This is a genomic window from Planktomarina temperata RCA23, from assembly GCF_000738435.1.
Taxonomy (GTDB): Bacteria; Pseudomonadota; Alphaproteobacteria; order Rhodobacterales; family Rhodobacteraceae; genus Planktomarina; species Planktomarina temperata.
The window spans coordinates 1,890,650-1,916,230 of the sequence record NZ_CP003984.1; the positions used below are offsets into that span (position 1 = coordinate 1,890,650).

The window sequence follows — 25,581 nt, forward strand, 5'->3', positions numbered from 1 at the left end:
TAATTTCGGTCAAATATCCAGCTTCAGCACCCCGCCCGCCTCGGCTGCTCGGCTTTGGCACAGGATGACAGTGGTTTCGCGCTGCGCCGCCGAGAGCACAAAGTCACGGTGCTCCACCTCACCAGATAGCACCGTGCATTTGCACACACCGCAGAGCCCATCAGCACATTTCACATCCACCGGTATCCCTGCGGCGATCAGCGCATCACTGGCCGATTGCGTGGCCGTGACTGGAATTTTTTGCCCAGTCGCCCGCTCAATCTCAAAGGGATGGTTTTCCCATTCCGGCAGCTCCGGCACGGTAAAGAACTCAGCATGCAGCGCCGCATCCGGGTAACCAATAGAGCGGGCATGGTCTAAAATGGCGCTCATATAAGCATCTGGCCCACATACATAAATATGCGTCCCGGCTTCATAGGGCGGCACTTCTCGAGCAATATCAAGGCGCGTGCCCTGATCGGAGTAATACCGGCTGACCCGATCGGCCCAAGACAAGCCGTCAAATGCGCCATCAAAGGCAGCCTTTGACTTTTGACTGGCTGAATACATCAGGCGAAACGCTCCCCCTTTGCGATGAAGCTCATGGGCAAAGGCCAGCATCGGCGTCACACCGATACCGCCGCCAAAGAGTAAGGACAGCTTGGCCGAAGGTTCCAATTCAAAATGATTGATAGGTTTGGAGACAAAAACGCGCCGGCCGGGCTCAAAAATTCGGTGCATCAATTGCGAGCCCCCCCGCCCCTCGGGCTCCTGCAGCACTGCGATTTCATAACAGCTGCGATCGGCAGGATCGCCGCACATGGAATATTGCCGCAAAAATTCAGGCGCGACAACAATGTCCAAATGCGCCCCCGCCGTCCATCGAGGCAAATCCGCGCCATCCACCGCCACAAGCCTGTATTTCTTGACCGCACCCGGCCAATCTTCCACCTCAGCGACCGACATTTGAATGACCGGCGCTTCGTGATCGTTTTGGTAAAGATGCAAGTGATCTCGCGCACCTGTGGCAGATTTTTCTTGATAGACCTCTGCTGTGATCATGGCTTGATAGGCCTCAATTCCAGCTTCGCGGTCCATCGGGGCCGGATATGGGAAGGGATGGGGCGCCAAGGGCGCGGGATACACCGCCAAAGTCTGGTCGTCGTACTTCAAATCCAAATCTTTTTGCAAGGATCGAGCATTGATCGGATGGGCTGTGGGGCGATATCCCCCCGCCTCGGTCAATTCCAAATCCCACCACCATTTTTTGACCGGGTTCAGCTCACCATGACCGGCCATATCATCCATTTTTGCCAAAACTGGCGCCATCTGTGGCACGTTCATTGCCGCCCAGCGGAAAGGCGCTTCGGCAAACAACCCCTCAAGGTTCCAAGGGCAGGTTTTCATGCAGCGTCCACACATAGCGCCGCCCGGGGTGCTGATACGATAGCTGGCACATTTTTGACTGTCAGATTTCCAAATTTCATAGCCGTTGAACATCAATTTTGGCCCAGCCGTGATTGCCCCTGAGGGGCATTCGCGCGCGCATTTATTGCAGCTTTGGCAAAAGCGCTGCAGGCCAAAATCTATTGGCTTATCATGGGACAGCGGCAGGCTCGTGGTCACCACACCAGATTTCAAACGTGGACCCAGAAAGGGGTTAAGGATCACCTCGCCGATACGGCTGACCTCCCCCAAACCGGAGAGCAAAAGCAAGGGCGGTTGCAACACCTCACCATCCATCACCGTATGCGCCTTGGCCATATAGCCCAAGTTTCGGATATGTTGCGCAATGATGCCGCCCAGAAGGGAAAACCGCAGATAGGCCCGCATGGATTGCGCCACGGAGATCCAATCGTCACCAGAAGCGCCTTCCATCGTTTCAAACCCTTGATCAACAATCATGCTGATGGCCTGATCATGGGGCGACAGGATGGGCGCGCCGCGGGCGTCATGGGAATACCACGACCATTCAGGGCAGCGCGACAGGCCGGTGGCATCAATGCCCAGAAAATAACTGGCCCCTTTGATGTTATCGGCTGCCACCTCGGGCGCAATCTGTTGCGCATGGGCGGCCGGCTCCCCGTCCTGCAAAAGCACAAAGGCACCGAGCAGCCGGCGTTGCGCAGAGCTGGGCGCAGCCTTGCGCGCGTAGTGACCCGCCGTGGCGCCCTTTTGCAGCGCCGGTCCCATATCGCCAAATTGCGCGCGAGCGAACATATCCGTGCGTTTGGGCACACGGGCCACATTCGGCTCATCAATATAGGTCGTGGGGGTCTCAACGCGCTTTAGGGTTTCAAACGGATGGGCACCCTGGGCGTATTCTCGCCGCGCATAGGGATCATGAGAGCGGCGGCTCGCGCCGCCATGGCGGCCCAAAGTCCAATCCAAGCCCATAAGGGCGGATTGCGGTTGATCGGCGGCCAAAGGCAAATCGGGTGCCAGCGCCATATCGGTGGTGACGGCGGCCAAACCAAATCTTTGACCCAACCAAGGATGGGTGATTTCATCACCCGCCACCTGCGCCAAGCCAGCCTTCACCGCCAAGCGGGCCAAATCCACATCACAGGTGGTGGCCGAATGCGCCCGCGCACTGTACCCCAAAATTCGAATATAATTGGCCAAAACCGTGGCGGTTTCTGTCCCCAGAACGGCCGCGCGTTCGGCCTGCGCGTCTTGCACCCAATCGCAGCCGTTCTCGCCAGGTCTCGGATCCCGCCGATAGGCCACCAAAAAGACCAAAGCATATGTATGATGCTCCATTGGCTGGGGCTTGGCCGTCATGCTTTCTCTCAAATCCGCCATGATCACATCAATGCCAGCGGCCAAAGTCTTGGTTTGGCGGGTTTGCAGAGCATGGGACAAGCGGTCAATTTGCGGGTTGCGCCGCGCAGCTGCCAACCTGTCCGCCTGGCCCAAAGGCGCTATGCCAACCATGGAGATATCATTAAAATAGGCGAAGGATTTGAGGTGACGGGAGCGCTCGAGACGGTCCTCTGGAATTTCCGAGGGCGCTTGATTTTGCGGGCCATCGCGCACCGCATCCATCATGGCTTGAAATTCCGCCATCGCCGGCACCAAGCTGGCACTGCCTGCGGGCCGCTGAAAGGACAGATCCGGCCATGGGGCAAGCCCATCAAGATCGGGCATATGCCCGCTACGTTTCAAAATTTCCGTAGGAAAGCGCCCCATATGCACCGGGCGATTGCGATCTGAAAACAGCTTAGCCATGGGCGCGTCCTCTGAGTTTTGCTGTCATTGCCGCCAAAATGGACAGGGCAATCTCTGCCGGTGTGCGGCTGCCGATGTCGAGCCCCACCGGCCCTTGAATTCGGGCAAACTGCGCCGCGCTCACCCCCAGCTCCAGCATGGACTGGCGACGCTTGGCATGGGTGCGGGTGGATCCCAATGCCCCGATATAGAATACATCGCTTGCAACTGCGTGTTGCAACGCGGGCGTGTCCATTTTGGGATCATGCGTCAGAGTCACAAAGGCTGTGCGCCCATCGAGCGCCAGTCTGGCCAAAGCCTCCTCTGGCCAGTCGACAATCACCTCATGCCCATCAAAACGGGCCGGGCTTGCGAAACTGTCGCGCGGATCAATGATGGTCACGAGATAGCCCGCCATCTGCGCCATTGGGGCCAAATATTGCGCAATATGCACCGCGCCCATGATCACCAAGCGCAGGGGCACGGTTTGCACATAGGTGAAGACATCCCCCGCAAGCCCGACACCGGCCTCAAAAACGGCAAGGTCAGTTTGCGCCAAAATCAATTCGCGCTGCCAGCTGGACAAGTCCAACCTCACTGCAATAGGCTGTCGGGCTGATTGCGCTTCAACAAGACGCTCCAGCATGGCCGGATCCACACCCTGACCCTGCCCCACGGGCTCGACCACCAGTTCAATCTCACCGCCACAGGCCAGCCCGACAGCGAAAGCATCCGCATCGGCAACCCCGTAGCGCAGGCGTCGGCACTGCCCCGCCTCCAATGCCTCCAGCGCCTCCAAGACCACCGCGCCTTCAACGCAGCCGCCTGAGACAGACCCGTGAAAGCTGCCATCTGCGCAAATCAACATCTGAGCGCCAACGGGCCGAGGCGCAGATCCCCATGTGGCCATAACCGTCGCCAGCGCCACAGGCTGCCCCTGCCGGTGCAGCCGCAAGGCCATTGCTGTCATCTCTTCTGCGACTGCCATTTCAACGGCCCCATTGTTTTCCAAATACCACATAAGCTGCCAAGGCAGACTACGAGCAATCGCAGCGACCTGTCCAGCGGCGCCTCACATCTTCTGCGGTCTTGCCCAGCGCATCACTCTGCAGCTAAGCCATTGCGGGCCAAAAGCTCAAGATAAAGCGCCGCATGATCCAAGCCTGCGCCATCCATCTCGTGCACCAAATGATCAAAACGGTCACGGGTATTTTGCAAACTGGGCAAGCGCAGCCCGAAACTCTCCGCTTCGGCCAAGGCATTGTTGAGGTCTTTGAGCTGCAATGTGCACAGACCGCCGGGGGTGAAATCCATTGTCGTCATACGTGCACCGTGCAATTGCAAAATCGTGCTGTCAGCAAATCCACCTTTCAAAGCCGCGCGCACAGCTGCAGGATCAGCGCCGCCTTTTTGCAGCATCAACATCGCTTCCGCCACAGCCCCAATGGTGATGCCGACGATGGCTTGATTGGCCAATTTTGCCAATTGCCCCGCGCCAATCGGCCCAACATGCACCGGTCGCCCCATGGCGCTCAGCGCGGGCGCAACAGTCTCGAAATCCTCTGGCGCGCCACCGGCCATAATCGCCAGGCTGGCCTCCTCGGCGCCCTTGGTCCCGCCGGACACTGGCGCATCCACATAAGACACACCCAGCTGCGCCAAATCTTCAGCTGCGGCCCGGGCCTCTTCAGGTTTGATGGATCCCATCTCTACCCAGACCGTGCCAGGCCGCACGGCGGCGCGCAGCGCCGGGTCAGATTGCACCAACACCCCAGTCGGCCCATCCGACAGCATGGAGATGACGATATCTGCCTCAGCGACCGCCGCGGCCGCATGCTCCGCCACAACAGCCCCAAAGGCGCTCAAGGCCATAGCCTTTGCAGCCGTACGGTTCCAGACCCGTGTTGAAAACCCTGCTTGGCACAAGTTCCGCGCCATAGGCGCACCCATAAGCCCTGTTCCCAAGACTGCGATCTTCTGATGGTTTGACATAACTTGACCCTTTGTAAGCAACGCGGGCCTGCCGCCCTTGGCGCATTTGTGCGGCTGGGTTTGGCAAATTGCAACAGCTTAAGTCACCTAACAAGGACCTCTGTATAACCCAACCGCCAAGCCAAACACTTTGCCCGGTGGCAACACCGGGCTGCGCCTGCCTGCCCCCCGGTAGGCGCATTCACCATCTGGGTATACTGATATATATTTTTATTGCACAAATTTTGCAGTGACTTCGCCACCAAACATATGCGCCCGCCCAGGCAGGCACTGCCCTCATTTCGTGTTGAGATGGTGTTATGCAGATGTCTTTTAGAGGTTCTGACCGCCCCCCATGGCGCCCAGCCTATGGCACCGAAGCGCCATGGCTATAAAATTACAGATTTGTTCCAAAACCTTATTGCCTAATGGTAAAGAGCCATGCACATTCACCATCTCAAAATACAAGACAGGAGGTCCAGATGGGACGACTTTCAGGAAAACGCGCTTTGGTAACCGCCGCAGGACAAGGCATTGGCAGAGCCACCGCTTTGGCCATGGCCGCTGAAGGCGCCAAAGTCTTTGCCACAGACATTAATCCTGAGACTTTGGCTGAGGTGCAAAGTGCCTGCACGGGGCAAATGGAAACCTATGTGCTCGACGTGCTTGACGCGACCTCAACCCGTGAGGGCATCGACCGCGCGCAGCCAGATATTTTGTTTAATGGCGCGGGCTTTGTGCATCACGGGACCATAATCGATGCCACGGAAGATGAATGGGATTTTGCATTCAACCTCAATGTCCGCTCGATGATGCGCACCATCCAAGCCGCGCTACCGGGTATGCTGGAACGTGGGGGCGGCTCGATTATCAATATGTCCTCCGCCTGTTCCTCTATTATTGGCGCTCCCAATCGCTTTATCTACGGCACAACCAAAGCGGCCGTGATCGGCCTGACCAAATCCGTGGCCATGGATTACATCAAACAGGGGATTCGCTGTAATGCAATTTGTCCCGGCACTGTTGAAAGCCCCTCTCTACATGACCGTCTGCGGGCCACTGGAGATGAGGTGCAAGCCATGAAAGACTTTGTTGCCCGCCAACCCATGGGCCGCATTGGCACAGCCGAAGAAATAGCAGCCCTTGCAGTTTACCTAGGTTCGGATGAAAGTGCCTTCACAACCGCCACAACACAGGTTATTGATGGCGGCTGGTCAAACTAATCACTGGCGACCAAAATTTTAACTTAACGAGGACGATCCGCGTGTCAGATATCAAACCGAAATTGCGATCCCAACAGTGGTTCAACAATCCCGACAATCAAGAGATGACAGCGCTCTATCTCGAACGCTATCTCAACTACGGCCTGACACGCCACGAGCTACAATCGGGCAAGCCTATCATTGGCATTGCCCAGACCGGCAGCGACCTTAGCCCCTGCAATCGCCACCATATTGAACTGTCCAAACGGGTGCGTGATGGGGTCATTGCCGCCGGCGGCACGGTGATTGAAATTCCGGTGCATCCCATTCAGGAAACCGGCAAACGCCCAACGGCCATGTTGGACAGAAACCTGGCCTATCTGTCTTTGGTGGAAACCCTATTTGGCTATCCGATTGATGGGGTTGTGCTGAATATCGGCTGTGACAAAACCACGCCGGCTTTGTTGATGGCGGCCGCGACCGTCAATATCCCTGCCATTGCCCTATCCGTTGGCCCAATGCTCAACGGGTGGTTCGGCGGCAAGCGCACGGGCTCTGGCACGATCGTTTGGAAGGCCCGCGAGATGCAGGCCGCAGGTGAAATCGATGATGACGGCTTTATGGATATGGTGGCCTCCTCAACGCCTTCTGTTGGCTACTGCAACTCCATGGGCACCGCCACGACGATGAACTCTCTGGCCGAGGGGCTTGGTATGCAATTGCCCGGCTCCGCCGCCATCCCAGCACCCTATCGCGAGCGCGGGCAGATCAGCTATGAAACCGGGCTGCGGATTGTCGATATGGTGCATGAGGATTTGCGACCTGACCGAATCATGACCCGCGAAGCCTTTGAGAACGCCATTGTCATCAATTCAGCCATCGGCGGCTCGACCAATGCGCCAATTCACCTGAACGGCATCGCCAAACATCTCGGCGTGGCCTTGAACAATGATGATTGGCAAAAACTCGGCCATAGGGTGCCGCTTTTGGTCAACCTGCAACCGGCGGGCGAATATCTTGGCGAGGATTACCACCGGGCCGGTGGCGTGCCGGCGGTGATCGGCGAATTGCTCGCCGCAGGGCTGCTGCCGCATCCGGATGTCCTAACTGCCAATGGCAAAACCATTGCTGAGAATTGCCAAGATTGCCGCAGCACCAATACCGATGTGATCAAGCAAGTCACAGCGCCACTGGTTGATGCTGCCGGCTTTATCAACTTGAAAGGCAATCTGTTCGACAGCGCGATCATGAAAACTTCGGTGATCTCACAAGAGTTTCGCAGGCGCTACCTGTCTGATCCGGCCAACCCAAATTGCTTTGAAGGGCGCGCCATCGTCTTCGACGGGCCGGAACACTTCCACCGCGGCATTGATGATCCAAGTCTGAACATCGATGAGAACTGCGTCCTAATCATGCGCGGCGCCGGACCAATTGGCTATCCCGGCGGGGCGGAGGTCGTAAATATGCGCCCGCCGTCCTATCTTTTGACCAAGGGCATCACCTCCCTGCCCTGTTTGGGCGATGGGCGGCAATCGGGCACCTCTGGATCACCTTCAATCCTAAACGCCTCACCGGAAGCGGCAGATGGTGGCGGCTTGGGTCTGGTGCAAACTGGCGATATCATCCGGATTGATCTGAATGCCTGCACTGCCGATATGCTGGTTGAACCGGCCGAGCTTGAGCGCCGCAGGGCCGCTCTTGGCACGCGTCCCTTCACCCCTGACAGCCAAACCCCTTGGCAAGAATTGTTCCGCGAAAAAGTCAGACCCTTCTCAGAAGGCATGACTCTAGACGGGGCGCATGAATATCAAGACATCGCGCGCAAACATATGCCGCGTGACAACCACTAGGAGTTTTTTTATGAAATTAGTCCGCTATGGCGACACTGGCGCAGAGCGCCCCGGTTTGATCGATCCCGAAGGTGTGCTGCGCGACCTTTCGGATCATGTGACAGATATCAACGCAAGCGTGCTCGGCGATGCGGCCTTGGCCCGCCTGCGGGCGCTGGACCCAAGCGCCTTGCCTGCGGTCAACGGGTCACCGCGCCTAGGCCCAGTTGTGGGCGATATCGGCAAGTTTCTCTGCATCGGTTTGAATTATTCCGACCACGCCGCAGAAACCGGAGCCGCCATCCCTGAACATCCCATTTTGTTTTTCAAAGCCAATTCCGCCATCGTGGGCGCCAATGATGATGTGGTAATGCCGCGCGGCTCGACCCATACCGATTGGGAAGTGGAACTTGGCGTAGTGATTGGCACAGCGGCAAAATATGTCAGCGAAGACGAGGCTTTGAACCATGTGGCCGGCTATTGCATCGTCAACGATGTGTCAGAGCGGCACTTTCAAACGCAGCTGACCGGGCAATGGACCAAGGGCAAAAGCTGTGACACCTTCGGCCCCACCGGCCCCTATCTCGTCACGCGCGATGAAATTGCCGATCCGCAGGCTCTCGACATGTCATTGGATGTGAACGGCAAACGCATGCAAACCGGCAATACGGCGACCATGATCTTCACGGTCGCGCAAATTATCAGCCATCTGTCCCAGCTCATGACGCTCCACCCCGGAGATGTCATCACCACCGGAACCCCTCCGGGCGTGGGGATGGGCATGAAACCGGAGCCGGTCTACCTCAAGCCCGGCGATGTGATGGAGCTTGAAATCTCTGGCCTGGGCAAGCAGCGCCAAACCGTGCGCCAAGACGCATAACCAACAAGGCACGCCCCACCTGTGAGGCCGCTCATGGGTGGGGAGATCCAAATGTGACCCCTCTGCCCTCGCATGACTGCCATTTCCACCATACGCAATCTTGGACCGGCCATGGAAGCCGAGTTAAATGCGGCCGGCATCCCGACCGCGGAGGCCTTGCGGGCCTGCGGCGCAGATGAGGCCTACCGCCGATTGCTTCGCTCCGGCGCGCGGCCGCATTTCATCGCCTATTATGTACTGCACATGGCGCTGCAAGGCCGCCCATGGAACGATTGCAAAGGCGCGGAGAAAGCGGCCCTGCGCGGGGATTTCGACGCGCTGGTCGCCGAGCACCGGGGGCTCAACGATCATGGCATTGAAAAAATCCTAGATTGCATCGGCACAGGCCTGCGGCGATAAAAAAGGCCACACCCCGAAGGGTGCAGCCCAAAAACCCGATGGGTTTTATTTAGCCAACCAGTTCGAGACCGGAAAAGAAATAGGCAATCTCTTGTGCGGCAGTCTCGGGCGCATCTGAGCCATGCACGGAGTTTTCACCGACGGATTCGGCAAATTCTGCGCGGATGGTGCCGGCGGCGGCATCTGCGGGATTGGTTGCGCCCATGACTTCACGGTTCTTGGCAATGGCGCCTTCGCCTTCCAAAACCTGCGCCACAATGGGAGCAGAGGCCATGAATTCGCACAGCTCACCGTAAAACGGGCGCTCTTTATGCACCGCATAGAATTCACCGGCCTGAGCCATGGTCAAATGAATGCGTTTTTGCGCCACGATGCGCAGGCCAGCCTCTTCAAATTTGGCATTGATCTTGCCGGTCAGGTTGCGGCGGGTTGCATCAGGTTTGATGATTGAGAATGTGCGTTCCAGAGCCATGTTCAAGGGCCTTTCTATTGCGGATTGATATTGTCCGGCGCGTTAGCATGCGGCGCGCGGATTGGAAAGCCTTGATTGCAGCGGGCGCGGCGGCGGCGGGCCAGATTGCGCGGGCCGGCGCAATAGGCTAACCTGCGCCATATTCGGACAAAATGATTTCCATGCAGATAGAAAAATATAATAAACCCGCTGAACTGAGATTGATCCAAGCCTGCCGCAAGGGGGACGATACAATATTCAGTATGGAACGGCCCGAAGAGGGCAGTGCCGACAACACCATCCGCGCCGGGCTGATCCGGGCGCTCTTGCTCGGCACCGGCGATTGCAATCCCACGGCCCGCGGGCTGCGGATTGAAGGTGCATGGATCACAGGCAAGCTGGATCTTGAGGGCGAGGCCCTGCTGGTGCCGCTGGGGCTGATCCATTGCACCCTTGAAGAGGATGTCCTGCTGATGGACTGCACCCTTCCCGCGCTCGACATGTTAGGCACTCATTTGGCCAAACTGAATGCCTTCCGCCTGCACTGTAAAGGGCCGCTGTACCTGCGGGATGGATTTCAAGCAACCGGTCTGGTCGATCTCAGCGGCGCTGAGATTGGCGGGCAGCTGGCCTGCGCCGGCGGCAAGTTTTTGGCAGAGGATATGGCGCTGAACTGCACTGGCATATCAGTCGGGGCGGATGTATTTTTGAGCGGCGGATTTGCGGCCCAAGGCGAGGTCAATCTGGGCGGCGCGAAGATTGACGGGCAACTGGCCTGTACCGGCGGCAAGTTTTTGGCGGAGCGTATGGCGCTGAACTGTAATGCTATAACAGTTGGGGCGGATGTGTTTTTGCGGACCGGATTTGAGGTCAAAGGAAAGGTCAGTCTGGTCGGCGCGAAGATTGACGGGCAGCTGTCCTGCAACGGCGGCAAGTTTTTGGCAGAGCGTAAGGCGCTGAACTGCAATGCCATAACAGTCGGGGCGGATGTATTTTTGAGCGGCGGATTTGAGGCCCGGGGCTGGATAGATCTGAACGGGGCGGTGATTGCCAGAAATTTGTGGATATCCGGCGCCACCCTCACCAAGGGTTTAGTTGCTCAAGGAATGCGGGTGCGGGCCGGGTTTTTCTGGCGGAATGTAAAGGGCGACGGGATCACGGTTGATTTGAGAGACGCCCATGTTGGCACCCTGTACGATAGTCCCGGCTCTTGGCAATCTGTAAAAAAATTGCGCCTGTCCTCCTTTCGCTATGACCGGATCGAAAGCGACATCGATGTGCAGGAACGCTTGGACTGGCTGGCCAAACATGACGCTACTGCCCGACGTTTCTCCCCGCAACCCTATGTGCAACTGGCCAATGTCTTGCGCCGACAGGGGTTTGCCGGGGATGCCGCGCGGGTCTTGGTGCGGCGTGAAGACAAGCAGCGGCTTCAAGAATATCTGGATGGCCAAGCCGCGCATAAACGATCACGCGACCATTTGAACGGTGATCTGCGCCCGGCAGCCGCCTCCGTTTGGGCAGATGGAAAATATGTCCTGAATGTGCTAAAATACCTTGCGGGTTGTCTATTTGGCCTGATGTTCGGATATGGGCACCAGCCCTCGCGGGTGTTGTTTTGGATCGCCGTTATCTTGGCGATCACCATCTGTTTTGCCCAGCAAATCCACATCCACGGGCAGTTTGCGCCGACCTCCTCGGTGGTCTTGACCTCGCAGGACTGGCTGGACAGTTTCCCAACGGAGCCCCTCCACCCCGACTCGCCGCTCTGGCGCGCGCAGATGGACGCTTGGGCGCAGACCACATCCGGGCGCGACTATACAAGCTTTAGCGCCTTTCTCTATGCGCTCGATTTATTTATCCCGCTGGATGCTTTGGGGCAGGAAAAAAATTGGGCGCCCTCAGCCGAACGGGGCTGGTGGGGCGAATGGGGCCACCGGCTGCGCTGGCTTGTGCAAATGGCCGGCTGGGTGATTACAGCCATCGGCGCGGCGGTGGTCACCGGGTTGATCGGTCGGCGGGATTGACCTTTCCTGCGCTTCGCGTCATGGGAGAGCCATGCTGAAAATCCAAGATATTACCTATGCCATCGATGGCCGCCGCTTGTTTGAGAGCGCCAGTGCAACCATTCCCACCGGCCATAAAGTGGGCTTTGTCGGCCCCAATGGCACGGGAAAGACCACGCTTTTTCGCATTATACGCGGGGAATTGGCGCTGGAAAGCGGCGCGATCGAACTGCCCCGTCGGGCCAAGATTGGCGGCGTGGCGCAGGAGGCCCCGGCCAATGATCTGTCGCTGCTCGACACGGTTTTGGCCGCAGATGTCGAGCGGGCGGCGCTCTTGGCCGATACCAGCGAAGATCCCAACAGAATCGCCGAGGTGCAAACCCGTCTGGCCGATATTGATGCCTGGTCCGCCGAAGGGCGCGCCTCTGCCATTCTCAAAGGTCTGGGCTTTGACGAGGCGGCGCAAAAGCGCCCCTGCTCGGATTTCTCAGGCGGCTGGCGGATGCGGGTGGCCTTGGCGGCGGTGTTGTTTTCCGCGCCAGATCTTTTGCTGCTGGATGAGCCGACCAACTATCTCGATCTTGAGGGCACCATCTGGCTCGAAGCCTTTTTGGCGCGCTATCCGCATACGGTGGTGGTGATCAGCCACGACCGCGACTTGCTCAACCGCGCCGTGGGCGGGATCTTGCATCTTGAGAACAAGCAATTGACCTTCTACCAAGGCAATTACGATACATTCGCCAAAACCCGCGCCGCAAAACGCGCGGTGCAAGCGGCCGCGGCGAAAAAGCAATCAGCGCAGCGCGAGCATTTGCAAAGTTTTGTCGATCGCTTCAAGGCCAAGGCCTCCAAGGCCAAACAAGCGCAATCGCGCGTCAAGGCGCTGGAGCGCATGGAGCTGATCACCCCGCCGGAGGAGGTGGCAAAGCGGGTCTTTACCTTCCCGCAGCCCGAAGAGCTGTCCCCGCCCATTGTTGCGATTGAAAACGGCGCCGTCGGCTATGGCGGGCCGGATATCCTATCTCAGCTGGAGTTGCGGATTGATCAGGACGACCGCATTGCGCTTCTGGGCAAGAACGGTGAAGGAAAATCAACCCTGTCGAAGTTGATCTCTGGCCGACTCAAAACCTCTGCCGGGCGGCTTGTGACCCATAACAAATTGCGCATTGGCTATTTTGCCCAGCATCAGGTCGATGAGCTGAACCTCGACGAAACACCGCTGCAACATCTGCAGTCCGAACGCCCCGATCACAGCCCGGCCCGCCTGCGCGCCATGCTCTCGGGCTTTGGTCTGGGGCCCGATCAGGTCGATACAGTGGTTGCGCGTCTCTCAGGCGGGCAAAAGGCGCGGCTATCGCTCTTGCTGGCCACGTTGGATGCGCCGCATATGCTGATTTTGGATGAGCCGACAAACCACCTGGATATCGAAAGCCGCGAGGCCTTGGTGCAAGCGCTGACAACCTATTCTGGCGCGGTGATTTTGGTGAGCCATGACATGCATCTTTTATCGCTCGTGGCCGACCGTTTGTGGTTGGTCTCGGGCGGGCGGGTCACACCGTTTGACCAAGATCTCGCGGCCTATCGCGATTTTCTTCTCGGCGGCGCCGCGCCCAAGAAATCCTCTGAAAAGCCCAAGATCAAAAAGCCCGGACGCGAGTTGCGGATTGCGGCCCGCAGCGAGCTGAAACGCGCAGAAGAGCGTATCGAAAAAATCACCGTGATGCATGAAAAATTGCAAGAAAAGCTCGCGGATCCAAAGCTCTATGAGGATCATAATGCCGCCGACCTTGCGGTCTGGCAAAAAAAGTTTCATGAAGTGGAGACCGCCCTGTTGCGGGCCGAAAAGCTATGGCTCAACGCCAGTGAAACTGTAGAGAAATTGGAAAATGTCTGAGTTGATTGATACGCTGCCGCTGATTTGGGCTTTTGCGACCTTATTCGTGGTGATTGATCCGATCGGTCTGGCGCCGATTTTTGTGGCTTTGACCCAGGGAATCGAGCCCAAAAAGCGCAAGGCCATTGGGATGCGCGCCTGTATGATCGCCTTTGTTATTCTGGCGCTCTTTGGATTCTTCGGCGAGTCTGTTTTAGGGTTTGCGGGAATCTCGATGCCGGCCTTTCAAATTGCCGGTGGGGTTTTATTATTCTTAACCGCCCTAGAAATGCTATTTGAGCTGCGCGCCAAACGGCGCAGCACCAAGGGCGATGACGTTGAGGATGATGACAACGATCCATCCGTCTTCCCACTGGCCACCCCCCTGATTGCCGGACCCGGGGCGATTGCGACGGTCATTTTGTTGACCAATGAGGCTCAGGGCAATCTATTACAGCAAATCAGTGTGATTGTGGTGATGGGCGCGGTGGTTCTCGCAGCCTTTATTCTATTCATGCTCGCGGGAGTCATGGAGCGCGCCTTGGGGCAAACCGGAATTTTGGTGGTCAGCCGGGTCTTGGGCATGCTATTGGCGGCCTTAGCGGTGCAATTCATCTTAAACGGATTGCTGGGCTTTAGCGCGACTCTGGGCTAAAGCGGCTCTCTCGCGCACATTAGGAAGGCTGACATGAGCGGCGACTTACTTGCAAGTCTTGGTTATTTGGCCCTGCTGCTCTTGGCTTTGGGCGGCGCCTATTTGGCGAGCCATCGCCAATCGGTTGGCAAATCGCTGCAAATGGCTCTGGTCTGGGGCATGATCTTCATGGGCTGCATGGCCATTTATGGCCTCTGGGGCGATATCAGTCGCGATTATGGCCGCAAAAGCTTGCCCATCACCCGGCAGGACGGCGCAATTGCCCTGCCCCGCGCGCCCGACGGGCATTACTATGTGACAGCTGAGGTGAATGGCACCGAAATTGATTTTCTGGTCGACACCGGGGCCAGTGATATCGTTTTGTCGCGAAAAGATGCCGCGCGCATTGGCTTTGACTTAGACGAACTGGCGTTTTTGGGCAGCGCGCGCACTGCGAATGGCGTTGTGCCCATTGCCTATAGCCGCCTCAAAACCATTCGCCTTGGCCCCTATTTGGACCAAGGTATCTCCGTTTCAATCAATGGCGGTGAGATGGACAAGAGCCTGTTGGGTATGAGCTACCTCGGGCGTTTTGGGCGGATTGAAATTGCCCAAGATCAACTGATCCTGCGGCGCTGAACCCGTTTGAAAACCTATGGGCCTTTAGGGCGTAGACCTAGGCATTGCTGGCTTCTTTCTCAGCCTGAAGGGCCCAATTGCCTTGGGCCTGGCTCCAATATTTCGCCGCAATCCCCGCCTCTGTCAGAGATTTCCATTGCGCCCGCGCGTTTTGCATATGCTGGCCATTGTCATCTTGAAATAGGATGCACACGCGCTTGCTGGATAGGACCTCATCGGCGGTGACGGCGCTGCCGCCGATGCACATCAAACAATCATGCGGCGCCTCATGACCCTCGAGCGCCAGCAATACAGGCTGATCGGCCTCCTGAGCTGCGCCGGCAAGACCATGGGGCAGGAACTCTTCGGCCGGTCCCTGCCACAAGTCATCATCGAGCTGCTGTATTTCCGCCGCCTCACGGCCTCGGATCACCACCCTCCAGCCATTGGCCAGGCATTTGCTCAAAAGTGGGCGCAGGGCCTGATCCACCCTCTGGCGCGTCAGGTGGTAAAAATAGACCTCACTCACCCGGCGCATCCTCGCCCTTTGCCTCGTAATGATCTGCAATCAGACGGTTCAAGGCCCGCACGCCCCATCCGGTGGCGCCTTTTGGCGCAAAGGCGCTTTCCGAGGCAATGGAGGCCACGCCAGCGATATCCAAATGCGCCCAAGGCATATCATCTTTCACAAACCGCTGCAGAAACTGCCCAGCCGTGATCGAGCCCGCCGCCCGCGTGCCCACATTTTTCATATCAGCAATGCGCGATTTGAGCATTTTGTCATAGGCCGGCGCCAAGGGCATACGCCAAGCGCCTTCGCCTTCGGCCGAGGCCGCCGTGATGAAATCCTTTGACAATTTGTCGTCATTGGAAAACACACCGGCCATTTCATGGCCCAGCCCGATGATGATGGCTCCGGTCAAAGTCGCCAGATTGATCATGCCGCTGGGTGCGAAACGTTCTTGCGTGTACCAAAGAATATCCGCCAAAACCAAACGGCCCTCGGCATCCGTGTTGATGACTTCGACCGTATCGCCTTTCATGGATTTGATGACGTCTCCAGGGCGCACGGCATTGCCGGAGGGCATATTTTCCACCAGTCCCACGACGCCGACCACATTGGCCTTGGCATCGCGCTGCGCCAAGGCTTTCATCACCCCGGCGACAACACCTGCGCCGCCCATATCCATGGTCATATCTTCCATGCCACCAGCCGGTTTCAAGGAAATGCCGCCCGTGTCAAAGACAACCCCTTTGCCGACCAGAGCGAATGGCGCCTCCTCGCCGCCGCCGGTCCAGCGCATGACAACAACCTTCGAGGGGCTGTCAGAGCCCTGGCCGACGCAAAGCAAGGTGCGCATACCGAGTTTCTCCAGCTCCGCCTCTTCGAGAACTTCGACCTCGAGCCCCAAATCGCTCAAAGCCACAAGCTGCTCGGCGAAATGGCTTGTTGTCAGCACATTGGCCGGCGCATTGGTCAGATCTCGGGTGAAAAACACCCCGTCCAATACGGCCAATTTCGTCTCAATCTCCGCCTGCTGTTCCAGCGCATCTGGCCCCATCACCTCCACATCAAAGGGTTTTGGTGCAGCGTCGCTTTTTTGATCCAAATACTCATAATTGCGCAGCGCCATGCCTTCGATTAAATCGCTGATCCGCTTGAATTTACTGCACGCAATGACGAAGCGCTCACTGACGCTGGCTTTGGCGATCTCTACGCCACAGCTGCGCGCCGCGCCTTGCGTACAATTGCGGTCAATTTTCGCCAGGCTCACCGCACGGGCCATCAAGCCGGTGGGATAAGAGAGGGTCATGACTTTACCGGCCTCCAAATCTTCAAAGCCTTTGGAGGCCAAAAATCTGGCCAGGGCCCCCTTGGTTGCCTTGTTGATCCGACGCCCCACCACATCCATGCGGCCATCCTCTTGCACCAAAAGCACGATTTGCCCCTCATAGTCCTGCAAGCGATCTAATTCCAACTCAGAGATGGTAAACTTTGGCAGCGGTGTCATGGGTGTTCCTTTTCAAAAATATGGGCAAAGCCTAGCCTGTCGCATTGATTTTGACCAGATTCATGTTTCTGTTCTGTGCAATTTCCTTTAGCAGTACACACAAGATCACTGCGGGGGCCATATGGGGCGGATCAACACATATATTCTGAAGCAATTGCTCAAAATGTTTGGGTTTTTTGCATTGGTATTGGTGTTGATCTATTGGATCAACCGCGCGGTGAGGCTGTTTGATCGGCTGATTGCCGATGGTCAATCGGCATTGGTTTTCTTGGAGTTCACCTCTTTGACCCTTCCCTGGATGATTTTTGTAATCGCCCCAATCGCCGGATTTGCCGCGGTCATCTATGTGATCCATCGTCTCGCGACAGACCGAGAGTTGGTGGTTGTGCAAAGCGCGGGCCTGTCGGTGGCTCAGATTGCCAAGCCCGTTTGGGGCTTTGCCATCAGCCTGGCTGTCTTAACCTTGGTGCTCAGCAGCATCTTAGTGCCAATTAGCCAAGCGCAATTACATCAAAGGCAGATGGAAGTTGCGGAAAACCTGACCGCAAGGCTGCTCACCGAAGGCAAGTTCTTAACCCCGAGCGATACCATCACCTTTTATTTGCGCCATATCACCGCCGAGGGTCAGCTCGAAGGCGTTTTTCTCAATGATGCTTCAGACCCGGGTAAAAATATCACCTATTCAGCAGCCAAGGCCTTTTTGGTGCGTTCAGAGGTTGGGCCACGCTTGGTTTTGATTGATGGTGTCATTCAAAACCTCGATCTGACCACCGATAAACTGGCCGTCACGCGGTTCAATGATTTCGTCATAAATATTGGTCAGATTGTCAGCCCAGGCGGCACCGCAGCCAAGCGCTCAGAACATTTCACCAGCCTACAGCTGATCGCGCAACTCATAAGCGTGCCAGATATGCGTGAAAGCGCCCGTTTTGACATGCTCTATACGCTGCATCAGCGACTGGCGGGACCATTATTGTCCATGTGTCTGGTGCTGATTGGCTTTGCCGTGATGGTCACGGCCCGATACAGCCGTTTCGGCCTATGGCGCCCAATCCTGGTGGCGGTAATTTGTCTGATTTTGGTTAAATTTATCGAAGGCCTATGCATGGATTACAGCCGCCAAAATCATGATGCGCTTTGGGTTCTCTACCTGCCCCTCCTATGCGGCGCTGTGCTGTCTTACGGCATCATCTTCACGGCCGATCAAATCTGGAACTCGGATAAGGCGGCTGGCATATGATTTTGCATTTGTATTTTGCCCGACGTTTTGCCCTGGCTTTTACCTATGTTTTGGGCGGGTTCTTGATTTTGTTCGTCTTGTTGGATTTCATCGAGCAAATGCGCCGGTTTCGAGGCTTGGATGTCACGCTCAGCCAGAAAGCGCATTTGGTGGCGCTCTATGTACCAAGCGCACTCTACCAGCTGCTCCCGTTGATCACAGTGCTCTGCTCAATCATGTTGTTTTTGAGCCTGGCGCGCAGCAGTGAATTGGTCGTGACCCGGGCCGCTGGCCGCTCAGCTCTGCGCGCCCTCTATGGGCCGATCCTCACCTCACTGGTGATCGGACTTTTGGCGGTCACCATCGTCAACCCAATCGTGGCGGGCACGCAGAAAAAACATGAGCTGCTTTCGTCGAGTTTTTTCACATCACGGGTCAGCACCGTCTCTGTTTCAAGCACAGGGCTTTGGTTGCGCCAAGGCGATGACCAGGCGCAAACGGTGATACATGCCAAGCGGAGCAATTTGGATGGGACGCGCTTGTTTGACGTGGCGCTTTACGAATTCGATCTCAGCGGCAAGGCCACCCGGCGCATTGCGGCCACAACAGCGACGTTAGAGGACGGCTTTTGGCATCTTATCAATGCGAAGGAATGGCAGTTGGAAATCGGCGGCAATCCGGAAGCCGAGGCCGATACGAAAAGGCAGTATAAAATTCCAACCGAATTGACCAAAGATCATATTCACGACAGCTTTGGCAGCCCGTCCTCCATTCCAATCTGGCAATTGCCCGCCTTTATCAGCCAGTTGGAAAAAGCCGGCTTTTCCGCAAGGCGCCATCGGGTTTGGTTTCATATGGAGTTGGCACTGCCCTTATTTCTGGCCTCTGTCGTCATGATCGGTGCGGGATTCACGATGCGACATGGTCGGCAAAATCGAACAGGTCTGCGCGTGCTCATGACCTTATTATTTGGCTTCGGCCTTTATTTTCTGCGCAATTTTGCCCAAATACTCGGTGAAAATGGCCAATTACCAGAAATTTGGGCAGCATGGATCCCGCCCGTCGCAGCCATTGGCCTCTCACTGGCGTTTCTTTTGCACACAGAGGACGGCTAGATGAGACTGCTCCTTCTCACGCTCCTATGGGTGACCGGGGCCCAGGCGCTTTGGGCACAGGACGCGGCCCATTTGATTGCCGACCGTATTGAAATTTTGCCCAATGGCACCCTGCGGGCCAGCGGTTCCGTGGTGGTCTGGCATAGCGGCGTTCGGATCACCGCCCAAGACATCACCTATGCCAGCGGCGACGGGCAATTGTCGCTGACCGGGCCCATCAAGCTGCAAGACGCCAGCGGCACAGTCATTTTGGCAGATCAAGCCGATCTGTCACCCGATCTTTCAGCCGGGATCATCACAAGTGCGCGGATCATTTTGAGCCAGCAAGTGCAAATTGCAGCAGCCCAAATTTCCCGCGTGAATGCAACCTATAGCCAGGCCTCAAATGTCTCGGCCACCTCCTGTTTTATCTGCACAGGTCAGACACCGCTTTGGCAAATCCGGGCCAAACGGATCGTGCATGACAGCGGCGAAAAGCAAATTTATTTTGAACAAGCACAGCTGCGTGTCATGGATGTGCCCGTGTTTTTCTTTCCCTATTTGCGGCTGCCCGATCCCAGCTTGAAACGCGCCACAGGGTTTTTGGTTCCCGAGCTGACCACCTCAACGACATTAGGAACCGCGATTCGCACGCCCTATTTCATAAAACTAAGTGATCATCACGATATCACCCTGTCGCCGATGGTCTCGTCACGCACCAAGACCCTTGGCCTGAGATATCGCCATGCCTATCACACCGGCACCATTGAGCTTGAAGGCGCCTATTCCCGCGACACGCTTCTTGCCGGCCAAGATCGCGGCTATCTCTTTGGCACAGCCGATTTTGCCTTAGACAGTGGCTACGCGCTTCGCGGTCAGCTGCAAAGCACCAGCGATCCGGCCTATTTGTTTGAATATGATGTCAAAGAAATTGATAGGCTGGAAAACAAAATCACCCTTGAGCGCAGCCGAAGAAACCGCAATCTTGAGCTGCGGTTCTCCAATTATCATTCCTTGCGCGACAGCGAGAACAACGCCACCCAGCCAACCCTGGTCACCGAAGCCATTGGACAACAGCGCAGCTATCCCAAGGGTTTGGGCGGCGTTTTCGATCTGGAAGCAAGCCTATTGACCAGCTACCGCTCCTCCACGTCGCCCGTCGACGGACCCGACAGCGGTGATGAGGTTGACGGCTATGACACGCTGCGCCTCTCTTCGCTGGCCAAATATCACCGCGACTGGGTGCTGCCCAAAGGAGTCGTTGTAGATTTTGCCACAGAGCTGGAAGCGTCCCATTACATTGTGCGCCAGCACCAAGATATCGCGCCTGTCATCACCCGGATCACCGGCGGCGGCGGCCTTGGTCTGCGCTGGCCCCTCGCCCGGCGGCTTGCCGGAGGAGCCGTGCAGCGGCTCGAACCGCGCATCCAATTGGCTGGGGTGATGGCGAATTCAGACACCATTCCGAATCAAGACAGTACCCAGGTCGAGTTTGACGAGGGCAATCTGTTCCGCTTCAATCGCGCGCCAGGATTTGATCTCATCGAAACTGGTATGCGGCTGAATATCGGGCTGGCCGGCGGTATTGATTATCCAAATCAAACTAAAATTGGATGGGAGATTGGCCGAATTTATCGAACTGATAACGCCAATAGCTTCACTAAGACCTCGGGTCTCCAAGGCCATGTGAGCGATTGGCTCCTCGCCGCCCATGTGCAAACCCCTTTGGGCATAGAATTGGTCGCACGCAGCCTTCTTCAGAATGTCGGTTTGCTCAAAAAATCCGAGCTCCGCGCCAGCTGGCACACAAGCAAACATCAGCTGGATGCAACCTATGTTGGGCTAGCCGCCGATGAGGCGGAAAATCGTGACGTGCCGTTGAGCTCGCTTGCATTAAAATGGAACTATCAGTTTTTGCCCGATTGGCGCTCCACTTCAGAATTTCAATTTGACACCTCCATCGGTGAGGCGTCCAAATTCGAGTTTGGGTTAGAATATGCAAATGAATGCGTTATTTTGGATTTTTCAGCCTCGCGTCGCTTCGCAACATCCGCTACATTGACAGACAAAACTGAATTTGGTCTGAGTGTAGCACTGGCTGGATTTTCTACAGGCGTCAGAAACATAAAGAAAAGCCGTCAATGCGGCGCATCATAAACGAGGTTTGAAATGCTCAAGATCACCCTGCGCTTAGGTCTCGCAGCTCTTGGTTTGATCGGCGCGCTCCACAGCGCAGTTCAGGCGCAGGGGCCGTTTGATCCGGTGATTTCCGTGAACAGGGCCGCAATCACAGCCTATGAGCTGGAGCAACGCGAGCGGTTTTTGGAAATTTTGCAGCGCTCCTCCGGTATGGCGCAGCGCGCGCGCGACACCTTGATTGAAGATCGCTTGAAAATGGCAGCCGCTGACCGTGCCGGCATTAATTTGAGCGACGCGCAGGTGGTTGAAGCCATGGAAGAGTTTGCCGCCAACGCCAATCTTGATCTCGATCAATTGCTGGAAACTTTGGCCCAAAACGGCGTTGATGAGCAAACCTATCGCGATTTCATCAAAGCTGGGGTGACCTGGCGCGAAGTTATCCGGGCCCGCTTCGCAGCCCGCAGCGCGCCGTCTGAGGCGGAAATTGACCGCGCGCTCGCCTCAGCGGGAGCTCAGGGCGGGGTCAAAGTGCTTTTGACTGAAATTGTACTACCAGCCGGATCTGCTGAAGAACTGGACAGCGCGCGTCAGACGGCGGAACGCTTGGGGCGCATCACGTCAGCCGCCGATTTCTCTGAACAAGCGCGCCGGCTTTCAGTGGCACAATCGCGGGTGAATGGTGGCCGGCTGGAATGGGCCAATCTGAGCGACCTGCCCGATGGTCTGCGTCCCATCATTTCCGGTTTGCGTCCAGGTCAGATCACCACGCCCCTTGAGGTGACGAATGCCATTGTCTTGTTTCAACTGCGTGATGTGGCAGAGACCACGGCACAATCACCAGAGATATCGGCCATTGAATACGCGCGGGTGAGTGGACCGGCCGATGCTGTGACATCCGCCACGCGCATGGCCGATACCTGCGATGATTTTTACGGCGCGGTCAAAGCGGATCCATCGCTCACTTTCACAATTCATTCCGAAAGCCCCGATCAAATTCCCCAAGCTTTATCTCTGCGGCTGATGGGCCTCGATAAAAATGAATTTGATAACATGCCGACCGCGGAGGGGGAGCAGGCTGAAATTGTCATGCTCTGCGCGCGGGTCTATGCGGCCCTAGAAGATGTCTCACGCGGACAAGTTGCAAATAATCTGCGCTCGGCACGGATCACGAGTCTGGCCGACGGGTTTCTCGCCGAGCTGCGCGCCAGTGCAGATATCGTCTATCATTAACGCCGATTGCGGTGGTGGTTTCCAAAATTTCAAACCCAGAAGTCTTGGCACCTGGCGCTTTGAAATTTGATTTTTGGTACAGGTGCTTTGTTGATGACAAATAAGACCACACAGGCGCCCCTTGCCGTCACCTGCGGTGATCCTGCGGGCATCGGGATGGAAATATTTATAGCCGCGCAGAAAGAAATTGGCGGTGACATCCCTATGGTTCTTTTTGCCGATCGGCGGCATCTTCCGCAGGGTGTTCCGGTCACGCTGTTTCAACCCGATACGGCGCCCCCGCCGCCAGATCACATTTGGCTGCATCAGATCGACTTCGCCCAGCCTGCGCATCCTGGCCAACCTGATCGGCGCAACGCGGCCGGGGTGATTTCTGCCATTGAGCAGGCGGTGCGGCTCACCCAGGCCGGACAGATGGCCGGTCTATGCACCGCGCCTATTCACAAGGCGATTTTGCAAGACGGCGCCGGGTTTCAGTTTCCAGGGCATACGGAGTTTCTGGCGCATCTCTGCGGCGTGCAGCAGGTTGTGATGATGCTGACCTGCCCGGCCCTCTCTGTGGTCCCGCTCACCATTCATATTCCCATCAGCGATGTGCCAAAGGCGATCACCCGGGAGTTGTTTCACACTACCGCGCACATCCTAAATGATGCTTTGCGCCGTGACTTTGGCATAGAAGAACCGCGCATCAGCGTTGCCGGGCTCAATCCCCATGCCAGCGAAGGCGGTAAGATTGGCCGGGAGGACATAGACCAGATTACCCCCTGGGTTGCCGAGCTGCAAAGCGCCGGAGTGTCCATAACCGGGCCGCAGTCCGCAGATGCGATGTTTCACGCACAGGCGCGCACCCGCTATGATGCGGCCCTGTGCATGTACCATGATCAGGCCCTGATCCCGATTAAGACTTTGGATTTTTCTGGTGGCGTGAATGTCACCTTGGGCCTGCCCATCGTGCGCACATCGCCCGACCATGGCACGGCCTTTGATATTGCCGGTCAAGGCCTTGCGGATGCATCCTCAATGGTTCAAGCCATAGTCTATGCAGATCGCATGATAAAGGCGCGCCAGAATGCAAATTGACGACCTTCCCCCGCTGCGCGACGTGATCGCCACCCATGGATTAGATGCAAAAAAATCTTTGGGGCAAAACTTCCTACTGGATCTCAACCTCACATCAAAAATTGCCAGGCTGGCCGGAGATATCAGCGGCCATGACGTCTTAGAAGTTGGCCCCGGTCCGGGCGGTTTGACGCGCGGACTTTTGGCTGCCGGCGCGCGGCGGGTCGTGGCCTTGGAAAAAGATCCTCGGTGCATGGCTGCGCTGTCTGAGATTTCAGCCGCCTATCCCGGCCGTTTGGATGTGTTCAACGCCGATGCTTTGGAGTTTGACATGCGCGGCCAACTCACCGGGCCTGTGCGCGTGGTGGCCAACCTGCCCTATAATGTGGGCACCGAGCTTTTGGTGCGCTGGCTTACACCAAAAGACTGGCCCCCATTTTGGAGCAGTTTAACTTTAATGTTCCAAAAAGAAGTGGCCGAGCGGATCATCGCCAAGCCGGGAACAAAGGCCTATGGGCGCCTTGGTATTTTAGCCCAATGGAAAAGTACCCCCTCCGTGGTCATGGAACTGCCGCCCGAAGCCTTTACGCCGCCGCCGAAAGTCCATTCTGCCGTGGTCCATCTGGAAGCCTTGGCACAGCCACGCTTTCCAGCGCCGGCGGGGCTGTTATCTTCCACCGTTGCAATGGCGTTCAATCAACGCCGCAAAATGCTCCGCTCAAGCCTGAAATCTGCGGCACCTGACATTGAAACTGCGCTGCGGGATGCGGGCCTCGAACCCACTGCGCGGGCCGAAGAAATTTCGCTAGAGGGATTCTGTGCCTTGGCCCGCCGATTGGCTAAATAAAATCTAGCACACGCGGCCTTCGCCTCATGACGGAGGATTTTGGAATTCTCATTTAGACTTGCCCAACCACAACCCAGCCGCGCTTCGCGCGCGCAGGAGCGAGATGTGGTAAAAAGACCTCTGCATAACGCCAGTTCAACATGAAATGAGGGCAGCGCCGGCCTGGGCAGGCGCAGCCCGGTGTGGCCACCAGGCATAATGTTTTGGCTTGACGGCAAGGTTATGCGGAGGTCTTAAAAGCCCAAAGGGGCCGATTAATCCTCTGGAACAGGCGCAGGCTTGGCGGCTTCATCAGCTGCAGGCGCCGGCTCACCAACCGGTTTTGCAGGCCGGCGACGCACGCGCGGTTTGGCCGGCTCCGCTTTTTTGCTGGGCTCAATGGGCTGCGTTTGCGCCAAATCAGCCGGGTTCAAAGGTGCCAAATCTGGTTGCGGAGCATCAGAAAAATCGGCGACATCCAAGGCGGAGGGCATTTTGACCTGTTCAACATCGCCGCGATCTCGCCGCGGTTCTGAACGATCATTGCGTTCGCCCCGTTCCTGATCCCGCTGGGCTTGTTTCTCACGATTCTCGCGATCTTGCTGCTCACGGCGGGCTTCGATTTCACGTTGCGCTTCTGCCAAAAGCCGCATGTAATGTTCAGCGTGCTGCTGGAAGTTTTCGGCCGCCACGCGGTCACCTGACAATTGCGCATCACGGGTGAGCTGTTGGTATTTTTCAATAATTTGCTGAGGCGTGCCACGCACCTTGCCCTCAGGCCCTGAACTATCGAACACGCGGTTCATGATGTTCGCGCCGGAGCGATTGTTATTATTACGGTTATTCTTCGAGCGAGGGCGCGTTTTTGAAGATCTCATGTTTTGAAAAAGCCTATTTGGCGACGGACCGATTAAGTACTAACTGCAATGGGTAATGATTGGGTTTCATGT

The 25,581-nt window shown here is 56.7% G+C and carries 21 protein-coding genes; 14 read left to right on the top strand and 7 right to left on the bottom strand.

From position 1 onward, the window contains the following. Nucleotides 1–9: 9 nt before the first annotated feature. The 3 genes from RCA23_RS09005 to RCA23_RS09015 all read right to left on the bottom strand — a co-directional run bounded on the left by RCA23_RS09005 (nt 10) and on the right by RCA23_RS09015 (nt 5,181). Nucleotides 10–3,210 carry a 2Fe-2S iron-sulfur cluster-binding protein gene (locus tag RCA23_RS09005; protein ID WP_044050033.1) on the bottom strand — a complete coding sequence of 1,067 codons (3,201 nt, stop codon included), beginning with the start codon at nt 3,208–3,210 and terminating at the stop codon, nt 10–12. After that, the gene (locus tag RCA23_RS09010) at nt 3,203–4,177 is read right to left on the bottom strand and encodes an XdhC family protein (protein WP_044051437.1); all 975 of its coding nucleotides are present in this window, start codon (nt 4,175–4,177) and stop codon (nt 3,203–3,205) included. Before RCA23_RS09010 ends, RCA23_RS09005 begins: the two co-directional genes overlap by 8 nt. 113 nt (nt 4,178–4,290) lie before the next feature. Continuing rightward, nucleotides 4,291–5,181, bottom strand: coding sequence for an NAD(P)-dependent oxidoreductase (locus RCA23_RS09015; protein ID WP_044050034.1), 891 nt, complete (start codon nt 5,179–5,181; stop codon nt 4,291–4,293). 461 nt (nt 5,182–5,642) lie between these two features. Here RCA23_RS09015 and RCA23_RS09020 point away from each other — a divergent pair, with 461 nt between their 5' ends. From RCA23_RS09020 to RCA23_RS09035, 4 genes are all read left to right on the top strand, one after another. Then, entirely contained in the window at nt 5,643–6,383 is a 741-nt protein-coding gene (locus RCA23_RS09020; protein WP_044050035.1) for an SDR family oxidoreductase, read from the top strand. Between the two features lie 41 nt (nt 6,384–6,424). Next, nucleotides 6,425–8,212, top strand: coding sequence for an IlvD/Edd family dehydratase (locus RCA23_RS09025; RefSeq protein WP_081870942.1), 1,788 nt, complete (start codon nt 6,425–6,427; stop codon nt 8,210–8,212). A 10-nt stretch (nt 8,213–8,222) separates the two neighbouring features. Next, nucleotides 8,223–9,071 (top strand): fumarylacetoacetate hydrolase family protein, encoded by an 849-nt coding sequence (locus tag RCA23_RS09030; RefSeq protein WP_044050037.1) that lies wholly within the window; start codon nt 8,223–8,225, stop codon nt 9,069–9,071. 72 nt (nt 9,072–9,143) lie between these two features. Beyond that, nucleotides 9,144–9,470, top strand: a complete 327-nt coding sequence (locus RCA23_RS09035; RefSeq protein WP_044050038.1) for a TfoX/Sxy family protein — start codon at nt 9,144–9,146, stop codon at nt 9,468–9,470. Between the two features lie 49 nt (nt 9,471–9,519). Here the strand turns inward: RCA23_RS09035 and ndk are convergent, their stop codons facing one another. Further along, entirely contained in the window at nt 9,520–9,942 is a 423-nt protein-coding gene (gene ndk / locus RCA23_RS09040) for a nucleoside-diphosphate kinase (RefSeq protein WP_044050039.1), read from the bottom strand. 161 nt (nt 9,943–10,103) lie between these two features. Between ndk and RCA23_RS09050 the strand changes: the two genes are divergently transcribed. Genes RCA23_RS09050 through RCA23_RS09065 form a run of 4 tightly spaced genes read left to right on the top strand, consistent with a single transcriptional unit; the run spans nt 10,104 to nt 15,073 of the window. Continuing rightward, the gene (locus RCA23_RS09050) at nt 10,104–11,948 is read left to right on the top strand and encodes a hypothetical protein (RefSeq protein ID WP_169701381.1); all 1,845 of its coding nucleotides are present in this window, start codon (nt 10,104–10,106) and stop codon (nt 11,946–11,948) included. A gap of 31 nt (nt 11,949–11,979) precedes the next feature. Beyond that, the gene (locus RCA23_RS09055; protein WP_044050042.1) at nt 11,980–13,821 is read left to right on the top strand and encodes an ABC-F family ATP-binding cassette domain-containing protein; all 1,842 of its coding nucleotides are present in this window, start codon (nt 11,980–11,982) and stop codon (nt 13,819–13,821) included. 4 nt (nt 13,822–13,825) lie between these two features. Further along, entirely contained in the window at nt 13,826–14,455 is a 630-nt protein-coding gene (locus RCA23_RS09060; RefSeq protein ID WP_044051438.1) for a MarC family protein, read from the top strand. Nucleotides 14,456–14,488: 33 nt separating this feature from the next. Continuing rightward, nucleotides 14,489–15,073 carry a retropepsin-like aspartic protease family protein gene (locus tag RCA23_RS09065; RefSeq protein ID WP_044050043.1) on the top strand — a complete coding sequence of 195 codons (585 nt, stop codon included), beginning with the start codon at nt 14,489–14,491 and terminating at the stop codon, nt 15,071–15,073. Nucleotides 15,074–15,110: 37 nt separating this feature from the next. Here the strand turns inward: RCA23_RS09065 and RCA23_RS09070 are convergent, their stop codons facing one another. Both RCA23_RS09070 and RCA23_RS09075 read right to left on the bottom strand, forming a co-directional pair. Further along, nucleotides 15,111–15,581 (bottom strand): DNA polymerase III subunit chi, encoded by a 471-nt coding sequence (locus RCA23_RS09070; RefSeq protein ID WP_169701382.1) that lies wholly within the window; start codon nt 15,579–15,581, stop codon nt 15,111–15,113. Further along, entirely contained in the window at nt 15,574–17,064 is a 1,491-nt protein-coding gene (locus tag RCA23_RS09075; protein ID WP_044050045.1) for a leucyl aminopeptidase, read from the bottom strand. The genes RCA23_RS09070 and RCA23_RS09075 overlap by 8 nt, the downstream gene beginning before the upstream one ends. Nucleotides 17,065–17,185: 121 nt before the next feature. Here RCA23_RS09075 and RCA23_RS09080 point away from each other — a divergent pair, with 121 nt between their 5' ends. The 6 genes from RCA23_RS09080 to rsmA all read left to right on the top strand — a co-directional run bounded on the left by RCA23_RS09080 (nt 17,186) and on the right by rsmA (nt 24,652). Next, nucleotides 17,186–18,304: an LptF/LptG family permease gene (locus tag RCA23_RS09080; RefSeq protein WP_044050046.1), complete on the top strand. Its 1,119-nt coding sequence runs from the start codon at nt 17,186–17,188 to the stop codon at nt 18,302–18,304. Beyond that, on the top strand, nt 18,301–19,398 hold the full coding sequence (gene lptG, locus RCA23_RS09085; protein WP_044050047.1) for an LPS export ABC transporter permease LptG: 1,098 nt from the start codon (nt 18,301–18,303) through the stop codon (nt 19,396–19,398). The genes RCA23_RS09080 and lptG overlap by 4 nt, the downstream gene beginning before the upstream one ends. Next, a complete protein-coding gene (locus tag RCA23_RS09090) occupies nt 19,399–21,534 on the top strand; it encodes an LPS assembly protein LptD (RefSeq protein WP_052377110.1) in 2,136 nt (711 codons plus the stop codon). A gap of 12 nt (nt 21,535–21,546) precedes the next feature. Beyond that, nucleotides 21,547–22,746: a SurA N-terminal domain-containing protein gene (locus RCA23_RS09095; protein WP_044050048.1), complete on the top strand. Its 1,200-nt coding sequence runs from the start codon at nt 21,547–21,549 to the stop codon at nt 22,744–22,746. Between the two features lie 93 nt (nt 22,747–22,839). Next, complete coding sequence (gene pdxA / locus RCA23_RS09100) at nt 22,840–23,826, top strand: 4-hydroxythreonine-4-phosphate dehydrogenase PdxA (RefSeq protein ID WP_044051440.1); 987 nt, start codon at nt 22,840–22,842, stop codon at nt 23,824–23,826. Continuing rightward, nucleotides 23,816–24,652 carry a 16S rRNA (adenine(1518)-N(6)/adenine(1519)-N(6))-dimethyltransferase RsmA gene (gene rsmA, locus RCA23_RS09105; RefSeq protein ID WP_044050049.1) on the top strand — a complete coding sequence of 279 codons (837 nt, stop codon included), beginning with the start codon at nt 23,816–23,818 and terminating at the stop codon, nt 24,650–24,652. Before pdxA ends, rsmA begins: the two co-directional genes overlap by 11 nt. A 254-nt stretch (nt 24,653–24,906) precedes the next feature. On the opposite strand, the gene RCA23_RS09110 is transcribed toward rsmA, so the two are convergent. Continuing rightward, nucleotides 24,907–25,437: a DUF4167 domain-containing protein gene (locus RCA23_RS09110; RefSeq protein WP_430902648.1), complete on the bottom strand. Its 531-nt coding sequence runs from the start codon at nt 25,435–25,437 to the stop codon at nt 24,907–24,909. Between the last annotated feature and the right edge of the window lie 144 nt (nt 25,438–25,581).

What these genes read in the sequence shown, in the direction of transcription:
- RCA23_RS09005 (WP_044050033.1), bottom strand. Translation starts at nt 3,210, where the DNA reads ATGGCTAAGCTGTTTTCAGATCGCAATCGCCCGGTGCATATGGGGCGC.
- RCA23_RS09010 (WP_044051437.1), bottom strand. Translation starts at nt 4,177, where the DNA reads ATGGCAGTCGCAGAAGAGATGACAGCAATGGCCTTGCGGCTGCACCGG.
- RCA23_RS09015 (WP_044050034.1), bottom strand. Translation starts at nt 5,181, where the DNA reads ATGTCAAACCATCAGAAGATCGCAGTCTTGGGAACAGGGCTTATGGGT.
- RCA23_RS09020 (WP_044050035.1), top strand. Translation starts at nt 5,643, where the DNA reads ATGGGACGACTTTCAGGAAAACGCGCTTTGGTAACCGCCGCAGGACAA.
- RCA23_RS09030 (WP_044050037.1), top strand. Translation starts at nt 8,223, where the DNA reads ATGAAATTAGTCCGCTATGGCGACACTGGCGCAGAGCGCCCCGGTTTG.
- RCA23_RS09035 (WP_044050038.1), top strand. Translation starts at nt 9,144, where the DNA reads ATGACTGCCATTTCCACCATACGCAATCTTGGACCGGCCATGGAAGCC.
- ndk (WP_044050039.1), bottom strand. Translation starts at nt 9,942, where the DNA reads ATGGCTCTGGAACGCACATTCTCAATCATCAAACCTGATGCAACCCGC.
- RCA23_RS09050 (WP_169701381.1), top strand. Translation starts at nt 10,104, where the DNA reads ATGCAGATAGAAAAATATAATAAACCCGCTGAACTGAGATTGATCCAA.
- RCA23_RS09055 (WP_044050042.1), top strand. Translation starts at nt 11,980, where the DNA reads ATGCTGAAAATCCAAGATATTACCTATGCCATCGATGGCCGCCGCTTG.
- RCA23_RS09065 (WP_044050043.1), top strand. Translation starts at nt 14,489, where the DNA reads ATGAGCGGCGACTTACTTGCAAGTCTTGGTTATTTGGCCCTGCTGCTC.
- RCA23_RS09075 (WP_044050045.1), bottom strand. Translation starts at nt 17,064, where the DNA reads ATGACACCGCTGCCAAAGTTTACCATCTCTGAGTTGGAATTAGATCGC.
- RCA23_RS09080 (WP_044050046.1), top strand. Translation starts at nt 17,186, where the DNA reads ATGGGGCGGATCAACACATATATTCTGAAGCAATTGCTCAAAATGTTT.
- lptG (WP_044050047.1), top strand. Translation starts at nt 18,301, where the DNA reads ATGATTTTGCATTTGTATTTTGCCCGACGTTTTGCCCTGGCTTTTACC.
- RCA23_RS09090 (WP_052377110.1), top strand. Translation starts at nt 19,399, where the DNA reads ATGAGACTGCTCCTTCTCACGCTCCTATGGGTGACCGGGGCCCAGGCG.
- RCA23_RS09095 (WP_044050048.1), top strand. Translation starts at nt 21,547, where the DNA reads ATGCTCAAGATCACCCTGCGCTTAGGTCTCGCAGCTCTTGGTTTGATC.
- pdxA (WP_044051440.1), top strand. Translation starts at nt 22,840, where the DNA reads ATGACAAATAAGACCACACAGGCGCCCCTTGCCGTCACCTGCGGTGAT.
- rsmA (WP_044050049.1), top strand. Translation starts at nt 23,816, where the DNA reads ATGCAAATTGACGACCTTCCCCCGCTGCGCGACGTGATCGCCACCCAT.
- RCA23_RS09110 (WP_430902648.1), bottom strand. Translation starts at nt 25,437, where the DNA reads ATGAACCGCGTGTTCGATAGTTCAGGGCCTGAGGGCAAGGTGCGTGGC.